11 protein-coding genes, 1 pseudogene and 1 riboswitch are annotated in these 14822 nt (G+C 72.7%); of the genes and pseudogenes, 6 read left to right on the forward strand and 6 right to left on the reverse strand.

Features of this window, described 5'->3' with window-relative positions:
- Nucleotides 1–25: 25 nt before the first annotated feature.
- The 6 genes from ACGFSA_RS13130 to ACGFSA_RS13155 form a co-directional block, all read right to left on the reverse strand.
- Nucleotides 26–892, reverse strand: a complete 867-nt coding sequence (locus tag ACGFSA_RS13130; protein ID WP_393303516.1) for an ECF transporter S component — start codon at nt 890–892, stop codon at nt 26–28.
- Nucleotides 889–2598 carry an ABC transporter ATP-binding protein gene (locus ACGFSA_RS13135; protein WP_393303518.1) on the reverse strand — a complete coding sequence of 570 codons (1710 nt, stop codon included), beginning with the start codon at nt 2596–2598 and terminating at the stop codon, nt 889–891. Before ACGFSA_RS13135 ends, ACGFSA_RS13130 begins: the two co-directional genes overlap by 4 nt.
- Nucleotides 2598–3767: an energy-coupling factor transporter transmembrane component T gene (locus ACGFSA_RS13140; protein ID WP_393303520.1), complete on the reverse strand. Its 1170-nt coding sequence runs from the start codon at nt 3765–3767 to the stop codon at nt 2598–2600. Before ACGFSA_RS13140 ends, ACGFSA_RS13135 begins: the two co-directional genes overlap by 1 nt.
- On the reverse strand, nt 3764–4405 hold the full coding sequence (locus tag ACGFSA_RS13145) for an SCO2322 family protein (protein WP_393303522.1): 642 nt from the start codon (nt 4403–4405) through the stop codon (nt 3764–3766). Before ACGFSA_RS13145 ends, ACGFSA_RS13140 begins: the two co-directional genes overlap by 4 nt.
- A 41-nt stretch (nt 4406–4446) precedes the next feature.
- Complete coding sequence (locus tag ACGFSA_RS13150) at nt 4447–5715, reverse strand: prenyltransferase/squalene oxidase repeat-containing protein (protein WP_393303524.1); 1269 nt, start codon at nt 5713–5715, stop codon at nt 4447–4449.
- Nucleotides 5716–5822: 107 nt separating this feature from the next.
- Nucleotides 5823–5957: riboswitch (cobalamin riboswitch) on the reverse strand.
- Between the two features lie 31 nt (nt 5958–5988).
- Nucleotides 5989–7026, reverse strand: a complete 1038-nt coding sequence (locus ACGFSA_RS13155; protein ID WP_393303526.1) for an MBL fold metallo-hydrolase — start codon at nt 7024–7026, stop codon at nt 5989–5991.
- 348 nt (nt 7027–7374) lie between these two features.
- On the opposite strand from ACGFSA_RS13155, the gene ACGFSA_RS13160 reads away from it, so the two are divergent.
- The 6 genes and pseudogenes from ACGFSA_RS13160 to ACGFSA_RS13185 all read left to right on the forward strand — a co-directional run bounded on the left by ACGFSA_RS13160 (nt 7375) and on the right by ACGFSA_RS13185 (nt 14804).
- A complete protein-coding gene (locus ACGFSA_RS13160) occupies nt 7375–8856 on the forward strand; it encodes an aldehyde dehydrogenase (protein WP_393303528.1) in 1482 nt (493 codons plus the stop codon).
- A complete protein-coding gene (locus tag ACGFSA_RS13165; protein WP_393303530.1) occupies nt 8856–9089 on the forward strand; it encodes a ferredoxin in 234 nt (77 codons plus the stop codon). The genes ACGFSA_RS13160 and ACGFSA_RS13165 overlap by 1 nt, the downstream gene beginning before the upstream one ends.
- A gap of 520 nt (nt 9090–9609) precedes the next feature.
- Nucleotides 9610–10884, forward strand: coding sequence for an LCP family protein (locus ACGFSA_RS13170; RefSeq protein ID WP_393303532.1), 1275 nt, complete (start codon nt 9610–9612; stop codon nt 10882–10884).
- Nucleotides 10885–11103: 219 nt separating this feature from the next.
- Nucleotides 11104–11898: pseudogene (locus tag ACGFSA_RS13175) on the forward strand (aldo/keto reductase); the annotation flags it as partial.
- A 72-nt stretch (nt 11899–11970) separates the two neighbouring features.
- Nucleotides 11971–12777 (forward strand): 3-hydroxybutyrate dehydrogenase, encoded by an 807-nt coding sequence (locus tag ACGFSA_RS13180; protein WP_393303744.1) that lies wholly within the window; start codon nt 11971–11973, stop codon nt 12775–12777.
- 41 nt (nt 12778–12818) lie between these two features.
- Nucleotides 12819–14804, forward strand: a complete 1986-nt coding sequence (locus ACGFSA_RS13185; protein WP_393303534.1) for a helix-turn-helix domain-containing protein — start codon at nt 12819–12821, stop codon at nt 14802–14804.
- Nucleotides 14805–14822 lie beyond the last annotated feature (18 nt).

Consider the following 14822-nt stretch of genomic DNA (forward strand, 5'->3'; position numbering starts at 1 on the left):
CGCGCTGCGGCCGGCGGACAGGCTCTCAGGGGGCCTCGAATGTGGCCTGGGCCTCGAAGGCCGCACGTCGCGTGGCCCGGCGCAGCGCCTTCAGCAACGTCCCGCCGACGACGAGGGTCAGCGCCACGGTCAGCACGGCCCGTCCCAGGTCCCAGCCCAGCGAAGTGGCCAGGCAGTACGCGAGGAAGCGGACCAGGTTCTCGGGCAGCGGGTCACCGGGGTGGAAGGAGATGCCCGAGCCGAGGCCCGGCACGATCGTCCAGCCGTACAGGTTCATCACCGTGCCGTACGCGAACGCCGCCACACCCCCGTAGGCCGCGAGCATCAGCAGCTCGGCCCGCCCGCGCAGCCGGTCCGGGCCCGGCAGCAGCCCGGCGCCCATGGTGAACCAGCCCATCGACAGCATCTGGAACGGCATCCACGGGCCCACCCCGCCGGTGAGCAGCGCGGACGCGAACATCGTCACCGAGCCGAGCACGAACCCGAAGCCCGGACCGAGCACCCGGCCGCTCAGCACCATCAGGAAGAACATCGGCTCCAGGCCCGCCGTCCCCGCGCCGAGCGGGCGCAGCGCGGCGCCGACCGCGGCGAGCACACCCAGCATCGCCACCGCCTTCGCGTCCAGGCCGGAGTCCGCGATCGTCGCGACGACCACCCCGACCAGCAGCGGAAGCAGCGCGGCGAACAGCCAGGGCGCGTCCTGGGAGTGCGCGAGGCCGGAGTCCGGGCCGGCCAGCAGCGGCCAGCCGATGGCGACGACACCGATCGCGCTGATCAGGAGGAGCGCGGCGATCGCACGCGGCCCGAGCCGCACCGCCCGCGCCTGCCGGTCGCCCGTGCGCCGGCCCCTCGGTGTTCCGGCCGCTCGTACGGCCCGTTCCCGGGGCGTCATGCGTCCACCCCCAGTGCCGCGCGTACCTGCGGCACGGTCAGCCACTCCTGCGGGGCGAGGATCTTCGCGGTCTGCGGTGCGAACGCCGGGGACGAGACCACGACCTGCCTGGTCGGCCCGTCCGCGACGATCTCCCCGTCGGCGAGGATCACCACCCGGTGGGCCAGCTCGGCGGCGAGCTCCACATCGTGGGTGGCCAGGACGATCGCATGGCCCTCGGCCGCCAGACCACGCAGCACGCGTATCAGGCGGGCCTTCGCCGCGTAGTCCAGGCCACGCGTCGGCTCGTCGAGCAGCAGCAGCGGGGGGCGCGCGGTCAGCACGATCGCCAGTGCCAGGGCGAGGCGCTGCCCCTCGGAGAGGTCGCGCGGGTGGGTGTCGTCCGGTACGTCCGGCAGCAGCTCGGAGACCAGGGCCCGGCAGCTGCCCGCCGCGGCGCCCGCGTCCGTGTCGGCCGCCGCGCATTCGGCGGCGACCGTGTCCGCGTAGAGCAGATCGCGCGGTTCCTGTGGTACGAGCCCGACCCGGCGCACCATGTCGCGCGGCGGCGTGCGGTGCGGGGCCCGGCCGCCCACGTGGACGGTGCCGGCCGTGGGCTCGACCGTGCCGACGAGGGTGGCCAGCAGCGTGGACTTGCCCGCGCCGTTGCGGCCCATCAGGGCGACGGTCTCGCCGGGCGTGACGGAGAGCGTCACCCGGCGCAGCGCCTCGACGCGACCGCGCCGCACCCCCAGACCCTCGGCCCGGACGGCTGCTTCCCCCGCGAGCCCCGGAGCGGGCTCCGGCTCGGGTGCGCGACGGCGTCCGAACAGCCCACGCCGTACCGGGGCGGCGGACAGCGGTGCCGGGGCAGCGGGCGTCGCCGACGGGACGGCCGACGGCGGCTCGGCCGACGCCAGCCGTTCCCGTAGCCCGGTCGCCCGGCGTCGCGCATCGCGCACGGAGAGCGGCAGCGGTTCCCAGTCCGCCAGCCGCCCCAGCGCGACCACCGGCGGGTGGACCGGGGACACGGCCATGACGTCGGCGGGCGCACCCGTCACGGGTGCGGCGCCCGGCGACGCCAGCAGGACGACCTGGTCCGCGTACTGGACCACGCGTTCCAGCCGGTGCTCCGCCATCAGGACCGTCGTGCCCAGGTCGTGCACCAGCCGCTGGAGCACCGCGAGGACCTCCTCGGCCGCCGCCGGGTCCAGGGCGGACGTCGGTTCGTCCAGGACCAGCACCTTGGGGTGCGGGGTCAGCACCGAGCCGATCGCGACCCGCTGCTGCTGGCCGCCGGAGAGCGTGGCGATCGGCCGGTCGCGCAGTCCGGCGAGGCCCAGCAGGTCGAGGGTCTCCTCGACCCGCCGCCGCATGACGTCGGGGGCGAGCCCCAGCGACTCCATGCCGTACGCCAGCTCGTCCTCGACGGTGTCGGTGACGAAATGGGAGAGCGGGTCCTGGCCCACCGTGCCGACCAGATCGGCGAGTTCGCGCGGTTTGTGGGTCCGGGTGTCGCGGCCGTCGACCGTGACCCGGCCGCGCAGTGTGCCGCCCGTGAAGTGCGGCACGAGACCGGAGACGGCCCCCAGCAGCGTCGACTTGCCGACCCCCGACGGACCGACGAGCAGCACCAACTCGCCCTCCGGGACCGTCAGATCGACGCCGGACAGGGTGGGGTGCGCCGTGCCCTCGAACTGCACCGAGACCTGCTCGAACCGGATCATCACTGTCCCTTCTCGGAGTGCGCGACGGCAGCGTCGGCCGGACCACCCACCGGGGGCGGCGCGGGCGCCACCACCGCGGGCAGCAACCCGATCAGCACCGCCGCCGCGGGCCACAGCGGGAACACCGGCGCGACCAGGGGTACGACCCCGGGGTGCAGCGCCTCCGGGTCGACGCTGCCCGCCAGGATCATCGCTGCCGCGACCACCGCACCCGACCCCGCCACCAGCCAGGCCCGTACACCCCACCGGTCGGGCCGGTAGCGGGTACGGACCGAGCGGGCGCCGCCGAGCCGCAGCCCAACCGCGGCGGCGACGAGCCCGGCGAGCAGCAGCGGCAGCCCGTAGACCGCACCCTGCGAAGCCAGCAGGCCGTACGTACCGGCGCAGACCCCCAGCAGACCGCCGAGGGTGAGGACGTTCGTGGTGTGCCGGACGGCGGGCGGGACCTGCGCGGTACGCCCGTACCCGCGCGCGTCCATCGACGCCGCCACCGCCACCGACCGCTCCAGCGCACCCTCCAGCACCGGCAGTCCGATCTGCAGAACGGCCCTGATGCCCCCGGTCGGGCGGCCTCGCAGCCGGCGTGCGGTGCGCAGGCGCACCACATCGGCGACCATGTTCGGCGCGAACGTCATCGCGACGACGACGGCGACCCCCGCCTCGTACAGCGCACCCGGCAGCGACTTCAGCAGCCGGGCCGGGTTGGCGAGCGAGTTCGCCGCGCCGATGCAGATCAGCAGCGTGGCCAGCTTCGCCCCGTCGTACAGCGCGAAGAGCAGCTGCTCGGCGGTGACCCGGCCGCCGATCCTGACGCCCTGCGCCCAGTTCGGCAGCGGGACTTCGGGGAGGGTGAACACCAGGTGCGTACCGGGGATCGGCGAGCCGAGGAAGACGGAGAACAGCAGCCGCACGGCGACGACGAACAGCCCGATCTTGATGAACGCCCCGTACGAACGCGCCCACGGCGCGTCCGTACGGCGCGCCGCCACGACATATCCGGCCACGCCCACCAGCAGCCCGAGCAGCAGCGGATTGCTGGTCCGGGACGCGGCGGTGGCCAGCCCGAGCGCCCACAGCCACCAGGCCCCGGCGGGCAGGGCATTGCTGCGGGTCGCCGCGGGCGCCCGCAGTGCATGGCTGAGCCGGGCCGCGCCGGGGGAGGCGGTCATCCGCGCCGGCGGCGGGCCTGCAGGACGGCGGCGATGCCGAGCAGCAGGACGGCACCGAGCCCGACGAGCATCCCGGTGGACGGACCGCTGCGCCCGTTCCCGGGGTGGGTGGACGAGGGAGAGGCGGACGCCGGGTGCCCGCTGCCGGAGACCTGCTCGCCGCAGCCCGAGGCGGGGTAGCCGGAGATCGCGCAGAGCAGGGCGTCGCTGCTGTAGCGCAGCGGCTTGGCCACCGAGGCGAGCGCCTCGGCGGTACTTGCCCCGGGGGCGACCTGCGCGCAGGCGGTGCGCAGCGCGGGCGGCGTCTCCCCGGCCGGGGCGTCCGCCGGCGTGCCGGGGTCGATGACGAGCGCGACGCGCTTGGTGCTGTCCTTGGCGGGGGTGTCCGCGCAGACCGTCGCGAAGTCGGGGGTGCGGCGCGGTTTCGCCGAGTCCTGGGAGTCCTCGCTCACGGAGAACCGGAAGCCCTGTACCGCCCCGTCGTCGGGCTGGACGAGCGAGGGGCCCTGGGTGGCGTAGGCCCAGCCGGACCCCTTGCCTTCCCAGAACGACCAGTAGCGGTAGCCGGCCGCATGGGCGGTGCCCGCGCCGAGCACGGTCAGAGCGGCGCCGAGCACCAGCAGCAGTGCGACGGCCACCCGTCCGGCGAACGCATTCCCCGCACGATTCCCCGCTCGGTTCACGGCTGCTCGGTCTTCCGGCGGCTGCTGATGAGGAAGCCGATGCCCGCACCGGCGGCGAGACCGATACCGACCAGCCACCACACCCCGAGACCGGCGTCGTCGCTGGTGCCGTCCTCGGCCGAGAAGTCGTTTGGGGTCGCACTGGGCGTGATGACGGCGGCGGGCGCGGGACCGCTCGCGTTCAGCGCCCGGACCAGGTCCACGCCGCCGAAGTCGCGGGCGTCGGCGCCGGTCGCGTGCGCGGCCAGGACCAGCTGGGCGTAGGCGGCGGGGCCGCTCTCCTCGGCCCAGCTCCTGGAGTTCTTCTGCAGCCAGCCGACCGCACCGGCCGCCTTGTTCTTGTGGCCCGCGGAGGCCAGGGCGACGACCGCGTCCGCGGTGTTGCCGAAGTCGGGCTGCGGGGTGGTGTCGTCGGCGCCCGGCATCGGCGGCAGGTTCAGGTGGTTGCCGTTCTTCGCGAGGGCGCCCGCGAGGTAGAACGCGCCGTTCTGGGCGGCCTGCTCCGGCTTGACGACGTCGCCCTTCCGGCAGGCCGGCGGCTTGCCCTCGACCGCGGCGTTGTCCCCGGCGGCCAGCCCCTTGCCCATCGAGCCGAGCACGGCGGCCGCTGTGGCGTCCGCGTTCGCGGCGAGCTTCCCGGCCTTGTCGGGCTGGTACGCGAACGCGCCGCCGTCCGGGCCGCCGCACGGGATCGCGAGCGCGAGCAGCGCGTCGTACGGGGTTTTGCCGCCCGGATTCGTCATGTCGCCGATCCGCTGGCCCTGCCAGGCCAGCGCGCCGATCACGATCGAGGTGGAGTTGGCGTCGCTGGGGGAGCCCGCGTTGTAGCCCCAGCCGCCGTCCTCGTTCTGGACGGACTTCAGCCAGCGGACGCCGTTGTTGACGATGTCGCGGTGCCCGCCGACATCCGCCAGCGCCTGCACCGCGGCGGCGGTCGCGTTGGTGTCCAGCATGGTCTTGGCGTCGCACGGCTTGGAGACATCGGCGCGGTACGAGGCGTAGGCGCCGCTCGCGCACTGCTGGGCGATCAGCCAGTCCACCGACTTCGCCGCGGGCACGACCCCCTCGACGCGCTGGGCGAGGAAGGCCAGCGACTGCCGCCAGACCCCGTCGTACGTCGGGTCCTTGGTGCCGTACAGCCCGGAGGGCAGCGCAACGGACGGGGTGGGGGAGGCGGACGGCGCCGCGACCGCGGCCGGGGCAGCGGCCGCACAGAGCACGGTGGCGGTGGCGGCGAGCGCTGCTGCGCTGCGGCGTACGGTCATGGCGGGCTGAGCCTCTCCTGGTGGGGAACCGGGCACAGGCACACTCAGGCACCAGGCTCCGGCCCCGTATTCCTCGACGGTGCCGGCCACCGGGGTTCCGGTGACGCGAGCCGGTCACGACCGCGGACAGGGCATCCCGACTCACCGCTGTGTCAGCGGCTCACGGTTGCGTGGTCAGTGCCGGATTTGCACCGGCTTCCCCCTGAACGGGCATGATGACGACTCGCACACTCTACCGGGAGGTAGCCCGCTCGCCCCGGGCGGAGGGCTGCCTCACACAGCGATGTACGTCACCGGCCCGCTGCCTGGCACAGCCTCCGCGCGCCCCAGCTTCACCAGTCGGCGCACATGAGCCTCCGCCTCGGAGACGGCAATGTTCCGCGAGCCGTGCGGGATCTGTTCCCAGGGCCGGTTCCACTCCATCCGCTCGGCCAGTTGCCACGGCGTCAACGGGGTGGTGAGCAGGGCGAGCAGCCCGGTCAGCCGCTCCTCGTGATGGTCGAGGAGTTCCCTCACGCGCCCTGCCGCGTCCGTGAACGCGTACTGGTGGGCGGGCAGCACCTCGGCGACCCCGAGCCGGCCGATGCGCTCCAGCGAGTCCAGGTAGTCGCCCAGGGGGTCGGTGACCGTCGCGTCGTCCGGGTCCTCGTACAGCCCGATGTGGGGGCTGATCCCGGGCAGCAGATGGTCGCCGGAGAAGAGACGGCCGCGGCCGGGCAGATCGGCCGGATGGTCCTCCTCCAGGTGCAGGCAGACATGGCCGGGGGTGTGGCCCGGCGTCCAGATCGCCCGGAGCCGCCGGCCCGTGAGGTCGAGCAGCTCGCCGGGGACGATCTCGCGGTCCGGGAGGGCGGCGCGCAGTCCGGGGAGCGTGCGCATCCGGCCGCCCGTGCGGGCGGCGCGCAGTGGGGCGAGGTGCTCCTCCGGTGCGCCGGCCGCGGCGAGCTTCGCCGCGAGGTAGGTGAGCCAGGTGCCCGGTTCGGACTCACGGGTGCGGCGGACGATCGCGGTGTCCGCGGCGTGCATCGCGATCCACGCCCCCGAGGCCTCGCGGACCTGTCCGGAGAGTCCGTGGTGGTCGGGATGGTGGTGGGTGATGACCACGCCGTGGATGCCGGCGATGTCCACACCGACGGCGGCGACTCCGGCGACCAGGGTGTCCCAGGCGTCGGGGTCGTCCCAGCCGGTGTCGACGAGGACCGGCCCGCGGTCGGTGTCGAGGACATGCACCAGGGTGTGGCCGAGCGGGTTGTCCGGGATCGGGACCTTGATGGACCACACGCCGCCGCCGTGCTCGGTCACCTGTGTCATGGGGCTTCCCCTCTCCCGACCCGGCCCGCGGCCGCGCTGCGCCACGCCCACTGTAACGAGAACTCGTTCCACTAGTAGCCCAGGACGACTATCTGCTTCGGATCAACGGGTCCGCGAAGGACGGCAGTTCCCCCGGTCGCTGCGGATCGAAGGTAAAGATGTGCCGCGAGCCCCGCCGCGGAGCGTTCGCCAGGGCGGGGCGCCGACGCCTCTCGGATCACGCCGGTCTCGTGGGGGATGTCCGATGCGTGGACTCCTGGAACTGGAACTGGTATCAGTTCTGACACAGAGTCAGGTATGAAGTCAGGTGCGGAGTCGGTACGTGCCGGGTCGCGGGAGGCAGCAGCCATGACCGAGCTTGTGGAACACGGAAAACTGTTCATCGGCGGGGAGTTGGTCGATCCGCTCGGCCAGGACGTCATCGAGGTGATATCGCCCCACACCGAGCAGGTCATCGGCAGGGTGCCGCACGCCTGCGAAGCCGATGTGGACCGGGCCGTCACCGCTGCCCGCCGGGCCTTCGACGAAGGGCCCTGGCCGCGCGCGTCGCTGGACGAGCGGATCGAGGTGATCACGCGGATCAAGGACGCGTTCGCCGTGCGGTACGAGGAGATCGCCCGCGTCATCAGCTCCGAGAACGGAACTCCGTACAGCTCCAGCGTGATGGTGCAGGCGCTCGCCGCGATGATGGTGTGGGACGCGGCGATCACCGTCGCCCGCACCTTCCCGTACGAGGAGCGCCGCGACGGCGTCCTCGGACCGCTGCTGGTGCGCCGGGAGCCGGTCGGGGTGGTCGCGGCCGTCGTGCCGTGGAACGTCCCGCAGTTCACCGCCGCCGCCAAGCTCGCCCCCGCGCTGCTGGCAGGCTGCTCCGCCGTACTCAAGGTCTCGCCCGAATCGCCCCTGGACGCCTACATCCTGGCCGAGATCGCCGCCGGGGCCGGGCTCCCCGAAGGGGTACTGTCGATCCTTCCGGCGGACCGCGAGGTGAGCGAGTACCTGGTCGGCCATCCGGGCGTCGACAAGGTTTCGTTCACCGGCTCGGTCGCGGCGGGCCGCCGGGTCATGGAGGTCGCCTCCCGGAACCTCACCCGTGTCACCCTGGAGCTCGGCGGCAAGTCCGCCGCTGTCATCCTTCCCGACGCCGATCTGGACACGGCCGTCGCCGGCATCGTCCCGTTCGCCTGGATGATCAACGGCCAGGCGTGCGTCGCCCAGACCCGCATCCTCGTCCCGCGCTCCCGCTACGACGAGACCGCCGAGGCGTTCGCCGCCGCAGCGGGTGCGCTGAAGGTCGGTGACCCGCTCGACCCCGCCACCGAACTCGGCCCCCTGGTCGCGCAGCGCCAGCAGCAGCGCTCCCTCGACTACATCCGGATCGGTCAGGAGGAGGGCGCCAAGGTCCTGACGGGCGGCGGCCGCCCGGTCTCCCAGGAGCGCGGCTGGTACGTCGAGCCGACCCTCTTCGGATCCGTCGACAATTCCATGCGCATCGCCCGCGAGGAGATCTTCGGACCGGTCATCTGCCTGCTGCCGTACGGCGACGAGGCGGAGGCGGTGAAGATCGCCAACGACTCCGAGTACGGGCTCAGCGGCAGCGTCTGGACCGCCGACACCGAGCGCGGCATCGACATCGCCCGCCGGGTGAGGACGGGCACGTACAGCGTCAACACCTTCAGTCTCGACATGCTCGGTCCGTTCGGCGGCTACAAGAACTCCGGCCTGGGGCGGGAGTTCGGACCCGAGGGCTATGGCGAGTACTTCGAGCACAAGATGATCCATCTGCCCGCCGGGTACCGGCCCGCGCAGCCCGGCCCGCAGGAGGCGTGATGGGGGACCGCTGGCATGTGGAGGTCGACCGGAGCGTCTGCATCGGCTCCGGGATGTGCGTGAACCACGCTCCGGACGGATTCCGGCTGGACTCCGCCCGGCAGTCCCACCCGGGCGCTCCGGAGACCGACGCCAATGAGCGGGTGCTCGCGGCGGCGGAAGGATGTCCCGTCGAAGCGATCACGCTGACGCTGGCCGATTCGGGCGAGGTGGTCTTCCCGCCGGAGGACTAGGGCCTCTCGGGCCCTGGGTCCCATGATGATCTGACGCACAGTCAAGCAGGTGCAGAACAGGGAGGCCCCCGGTCCGCACACGGCGCCGACGCGACCCGTCCATGCGGAGCGAGATCGAGCAGCACACCTGCGGCTTGCCCGCCGACCTCCTGCCCTTCCGTCCGGCGCCGAAGCCCTCACCCCGGCCCGCCTCGCCATCGCGGCAGGCTTCTACCTGGTCTTCGCGATCGGCCTCGTCCTGATCCTGGCCCGACCCCTGCCACTGGTGCGTACGATGCCCGCACCCGCTCCGATCTCCGGGTGCGGGCATCGCGCACAGCAGCACCCCCGGTTCTGTGCTCGACCGGCCCGCGCGGCCGTTCCGTCCGCATCTTCCCTGTGCCTGGCACACGCATCGAGGAGCGTCACCCCCGTGACGGCAAAACACAGCAGCACCCCACCCACCGAGCCCGCGCCCCGAACCCGTGGGCGACGCAGGCGCAGGCCCCAAAGGCGGCTGGGCCCTTGGACAGCGGGGGCGGTGGCCGTGCTGATCCTCGGAACGGCCACCGCGGGAGGCTGGTTCTACAGCCGGCTCAACGGCAACATCCACGGCGCCGACGTCAAGAAGGACCTCGGCGACAACCGCCCCCCGGCGGCGAAGGGCGGCCAGAACATCCTGGTCATCGGCTCCGACAGCCGCAAAGGACTGGGCGACGCCTACGGCAAGGGGCTGACGACGATGCAGTCGGACACCCTGATGCTCGTACACACCAGCAAGAGCGGGGAGTGGGCGACCGCCGTGTCCTTCCCCCGCGACTCCTGGGTGCAGATCCCGGCCTGCGACCGGGGGGACGGCACCCTCTCGACACCGCACCATTTCAAGATCAACGAAGCGTTCGCGATCGGCGGTTCCACCGGCAACACCGCCAAGGCCGCCGCCTGCGCGATCAAGACCATTGAGGCGAACACCCGCGTACGGATCGATCACTTCATGATCGTCGACTTCCGTGGCTTCACCGGCATGGTCAACGCCCTCGGCGGCGTCGAGGTCTGCCCGAAGGAGCCGATACACGACGAGAAGGCTCACCTCGACCTCCCGGCCGGCTGCCAGACCGTGAAGAACGAACAGGCACTCGGCTACGTCCGCGCCCGCTACAGCATCGGTGACGGCTCCGATATCGGACGCATAGGCCGCCAGCAGGAGTTCATGGAAGCCCTCGCCGCAAAGGCCAAAACCAAGCTCTACAACCCCAAGGCCCTCTACGGCTTCCTCGACTCCGCCACCCAGTCCCTGACCACCGACCCCGACATGGCCGGCCTCAAACCCCTTTACAGCCTCGCCTCCACCGTCAAAGACATGCCCACCGAACGGATCTCCTTCCTCACCGTCCCGAACTACCCCCGCGAACGCGACGTCCCCACCGACAAAGCCAACGTCGCCTGGAACCTCCCCGCTGCCCAGCAGCTGTTCACCGACCTCACCCACGACCGTGAAATGACCAAAGCCCGGCTCAGGAAACTCGCCGACCAACTCCCCCCGCTCGCCGGCACCATCCAGGTCACCGTCCTCAACGGCACCGGCGCCCCCGGCAAAGCCCGAGAAACAGCCGACCGGCTCCGCGCCGCCGGGTTCCAGATCACCGCCACCGGCAACGCCCCCTCCCCGGCAGACAAGACCACCCTCACCTACCCGCCACGGCTCAAGCCCCAGGCCCAGGCACTGGCCGCCCACCTGCCCGGCCTGAAGCCGACCGAGAGCAGCACCGCAACCGCTCTCACCCTGACCATCGGCCCGGACGAAGAGATCACCTGACCGTCGGCGCACCGCCTCCACCCCGCACCCGGCACAAGCCGCCCAGGACAGCGCAGGCACCGGCGAGACCGGTTCGCCCCGAGGACCCCGCTGTGTGCGACGCCGCTCTTGCGTCGAGAGCGGCGGCGGGAAGCCCGGGTTGACATCGAGTGCGCTCGAACACACAGACTCCCGGTCAGCGAGGCCCGCATCCGAGACGGCTGTTGGGAGGGGACGGACATGCGGTACCGCACGATCGGCACGGACCCGAAGAGCCGCCGCGACGTCAGCGTGCTCAGCCTCGGCGCCATGCTGATGGGCACAGCCACCGACGAGGCGACGTCCTCTGCCATTCTCGACCGGTACGCCGAGGCCGGCGGCACCTTCATCGACACGTCGAACAACTACGCGTTCTGGGTCGACGGGACCCAGGGCGGGGAGAGCGAGCAGCTGCTCGGCCGCTGGCGCCGCAGCCGGGGTGTCGGCGACGAGATCGTCATCGCCACCAAGCTCGGTGCCCGGCCGAATGCCCCCGCCGCCGGCTTCTCCCGCGACATCGAGGGGCTCTCGCCGAAGGTGATCCGGGAGTCCGCGGAGCGGAGCCGGGAACACCTCGGCGTCGAGAAGCTGGACCTGCTGTACGCGCATGTTCAGGACCGGAGCGTGCCGATGCGCGAGACCGTCGAGGCCTTCGGTGAGCTGGTGACCGAAGGGACCGTCGGCCTGCTGGGCGTGAGCAACCACTGGGCGTGGCAGGTGGAGCGGGCCCGGACCCTTGCCGCGGCCGTCGGACTGCCGGGATACGAAGTCCTCCAGTACCACCACAGCTATCTGCGGCAGCGCACGGACCTGCCCGGCCTGCGGTCCCCGGACGGCCAGGAGGGCGTCGTCGCCGGGGACCTGCTGAGCTATCTGCGGGCCGAACCCGCCCTCGTGCCCGTCGCCTACTCGCCGCTGCTGGCCGGCGCCTACGTCCGGGCCCGACGACAGGCACGGACGGCCTCCGCCCCTCGCCCGGCACCATGTACGCCGGCACCATGCCGACACGCGACGGTGTGTGCACCGACCCCGTGTGACGTGGGCTTCCGCCTCCTTACGGTGACGACCATGGAGACTCCCCAGCGCCCGGAGCCCGGGCCCGCCCCGCTCACCGTCCCCCCGCCCGCAGACCGGCCCCTCGCCGGGCGCACCGCCCTGGTGACCGGTGCGGCGAGCGGCATCGGACAGGCCTGCGCGCAGGTTCTTGCCGCCGCGGGCGCCCATGTGTACGTCGTGGACAAGGCAGCCGACGCGGCGGAAGAACTGGCGGAGCGGATCGGCGGAACGGCCTGGGTCGTCGATCTGTCCGTGCCCGAGGCGGTGGACTCCCTGCCGGACGACGCGGACCTGGTGGTCAACAACGCGGGGCTGCAGCATGTGGCCCCCGTGCACGAATTCCCGCCGGACCGCTTCGCCCTGATCCACCGCGTCATGGTGGAAGCACCGTTCCGCATCTTGCGCCGCACCCTGCCCGGCATGTACGAACGCGGCTGGGGGCGCGTCGTCAACATCTCGTCCGTCCACGGGCTGCGCGCCAGCCCGTACAAGTCGGCGTACGTATCGGCCAAGCACGCACTGGAGGGACTCAGCAAGGTGGTCGCCCTGGAAGCAGCACCGCACGGAGTGACCAGCAACTGCGTCAACCCCGGCTACGTACGCACGCCCCTGGTCGAGAACCAGATCGCGGCACAGGCCCGCACCCACGGCATCACGGAGGCAGAGGTGGTGGGCAAGGTGATGCTGGAACGCAGTGCTATCAAACGCCTCATCGAACCCGAGGACGTCGCCGGGGCGGTGCTCTGGCTGTGCGGACCGGGTACCTCCCACATCACCGGCACCTCCCTTTCCATGGACGGTGGCTGGACCGCCAACTGACCCTCCCGGCTCCCGCCCCTCCCGACGAACGATGGCCGCCCATGTCCGCACGCACCCCCTCCGCCGCGCCCCACCTGCGCCGCCTCCTCGACCTGCTGGCCGAGGACGCCCCCGCCGAGGCGCTGGGAGCCGTCTCTTCCCAGGCGCGGGCGGCCGGTGTCCCCGCGGACGAACTCGCCGAGGTGGAGGCGGCCACCGCCACCGCCCTGCGGATCAGGGGTGCCCTGCGCCAGCACCGGCGCCGCGAGCTCCAGCTCACCGCGCTCTTCGACACCGCGGGCGATCTGGCCGCCTCCCGGGATCTGGACGACGTACTGAAGGCGATCGTCCGGCGGGCCAGGATGCTGCTCGGCACGGACACGGCGTATCTCACGCTCCCCGACGAGGAGGCGGGGGACACCTACATGCGGGTGACCGACGGGTCGGTGTCGCTCCTCTTCCAGCGGCTGCGGCTGGAACTCGGCGAAGGGCTCGGCGGCCTGGTCGCGCAGACCGCGAGCCCGTACGCCACCCCCGACTACCGCACCGACGACCGCTTCCGCCACACCCGCAACATCAACGCCGGGGTCCTCGACGAGGGGCTCGTCGCCATCCTGGGCGTGCCGCTGCTCCTCGGCTCCAGCCGCGGCGGTACGGGGAAGGTCATCGGCGTCCTCTTCGCCGCCGACCGCGCACCCCGCGTCTTCAGCCCCGACGAGGTCGCCCTGCTCTGCTCGCTCGCCGCGCACGCCGCGATCGCGATCGACACCGCCCGCGCCCTCGCCGACACCCGGTCCGCCCTCGCCGAACTCGCCGGGGCGAACGCCGAGCTGGCGGAGGCGAATGCGGCGGTCCGCGAGCACTCGGCCGCCATGCAGCGGGCCGGGGAGGCGCACGACCGGCTGACCGACCTGGTGCTGCGCGGAGGTGACGTCAAGGACGTCGCGGCGGCCGTCGCCGGGCTGCTGGACTCCCCGCTGACCATCCACGACCCGGGCGGACGCCCGCTGGCGGCCGTCCGGCCCGACGGCGCGGGGCTCGCCGCCGACGCCATGGACGCCGGGTGGCTGGTCGAGACCGCCGAGGAGTCCCGCACCGGAGCGCGCGCCGTGCACCGCGACGGCCGGTGGATCTGCGCCGTACTCGCCGGCCAGGAACTCCTGGCCGGTCTGGTCCTGCACCGGCGCGGCCGGCTCGACGACTCGGACCGGCGGCTCTTCGAGCGCGCCGCCGTGGTCACCGGCCTCCTGCTGCTGCTGCGGCGCACGGTCGCCGAGACCGAGAACCGGATACGCGGCGAGCTGATCAGCGATCTGCTGACCGACGCGGACCGCGACCCCGCCGGACTGGCCGAACGCGGCCGACGCCTCGGCATCGACCTGGACCGCCCGCATCTGCTGCTCGTGGCCGAGGCGGGCGCCCGGGAGAAGCTCTGCGCGGCTGCCCCGCGCTATCTGTTCGGCGGGGACATCCGCGGCGTGAGCGCCGAACACGCCGGAACCGTGGTGCTGTTGATCGGCTGTGGGGGAGACGCGGACCCCGGACCCGATGCAGGGGAAGCGGCGCGGGCGGCGGCCGCCCAGCTAGGCCAGCTGGTCCAGGCCCCCGTCACCGTGGCCGCGACCGGTCCGGCCCGGGGTCCGCGGCAGCTCGCCGCCGCGTACGCCGAAGCGGCCCGCTGCCTGCGGGCCATGCGTGTCCTCGGCCGTACCGGAGAAGGAGCCTGTGTCGACGAACTCGGCTTCCTCGGCGTGGTGCTGGGCAACGCGCAGGATGTCGACGGCTTCGTCACCGCGACGCTCGGACCCCTGCTGCGGTACGACGCCCAGCGCGGCACCCACCTCGTACGCACGCTGAGCGCCTACTTCGGCGCCGGCGGCAGCCTCATCCGTGCCAAGGACGAACTCCACGTCCACGTCAACACGGTGGTGCAGCGGCTGGACCGTATCCAGGTGCTGCTCGGCCGCGACTGGAACGAGCCCGACCGGGCGCTGGAACTTCAGCTGGCGCTGCGGCTGCACCTGTTGTCGGGCGGCCAGGAGCGGTAGCCGGCCGGCCGGCTGCCG

It is taken from the genome of Streptomyces sp. NPDC048496 (assembly GCF_043200055.1).
GTDB lineage: Bacteria > Actinomycetota > Actinomycetes > Streptomycetales > Streptomycetaceae > Streptomyces.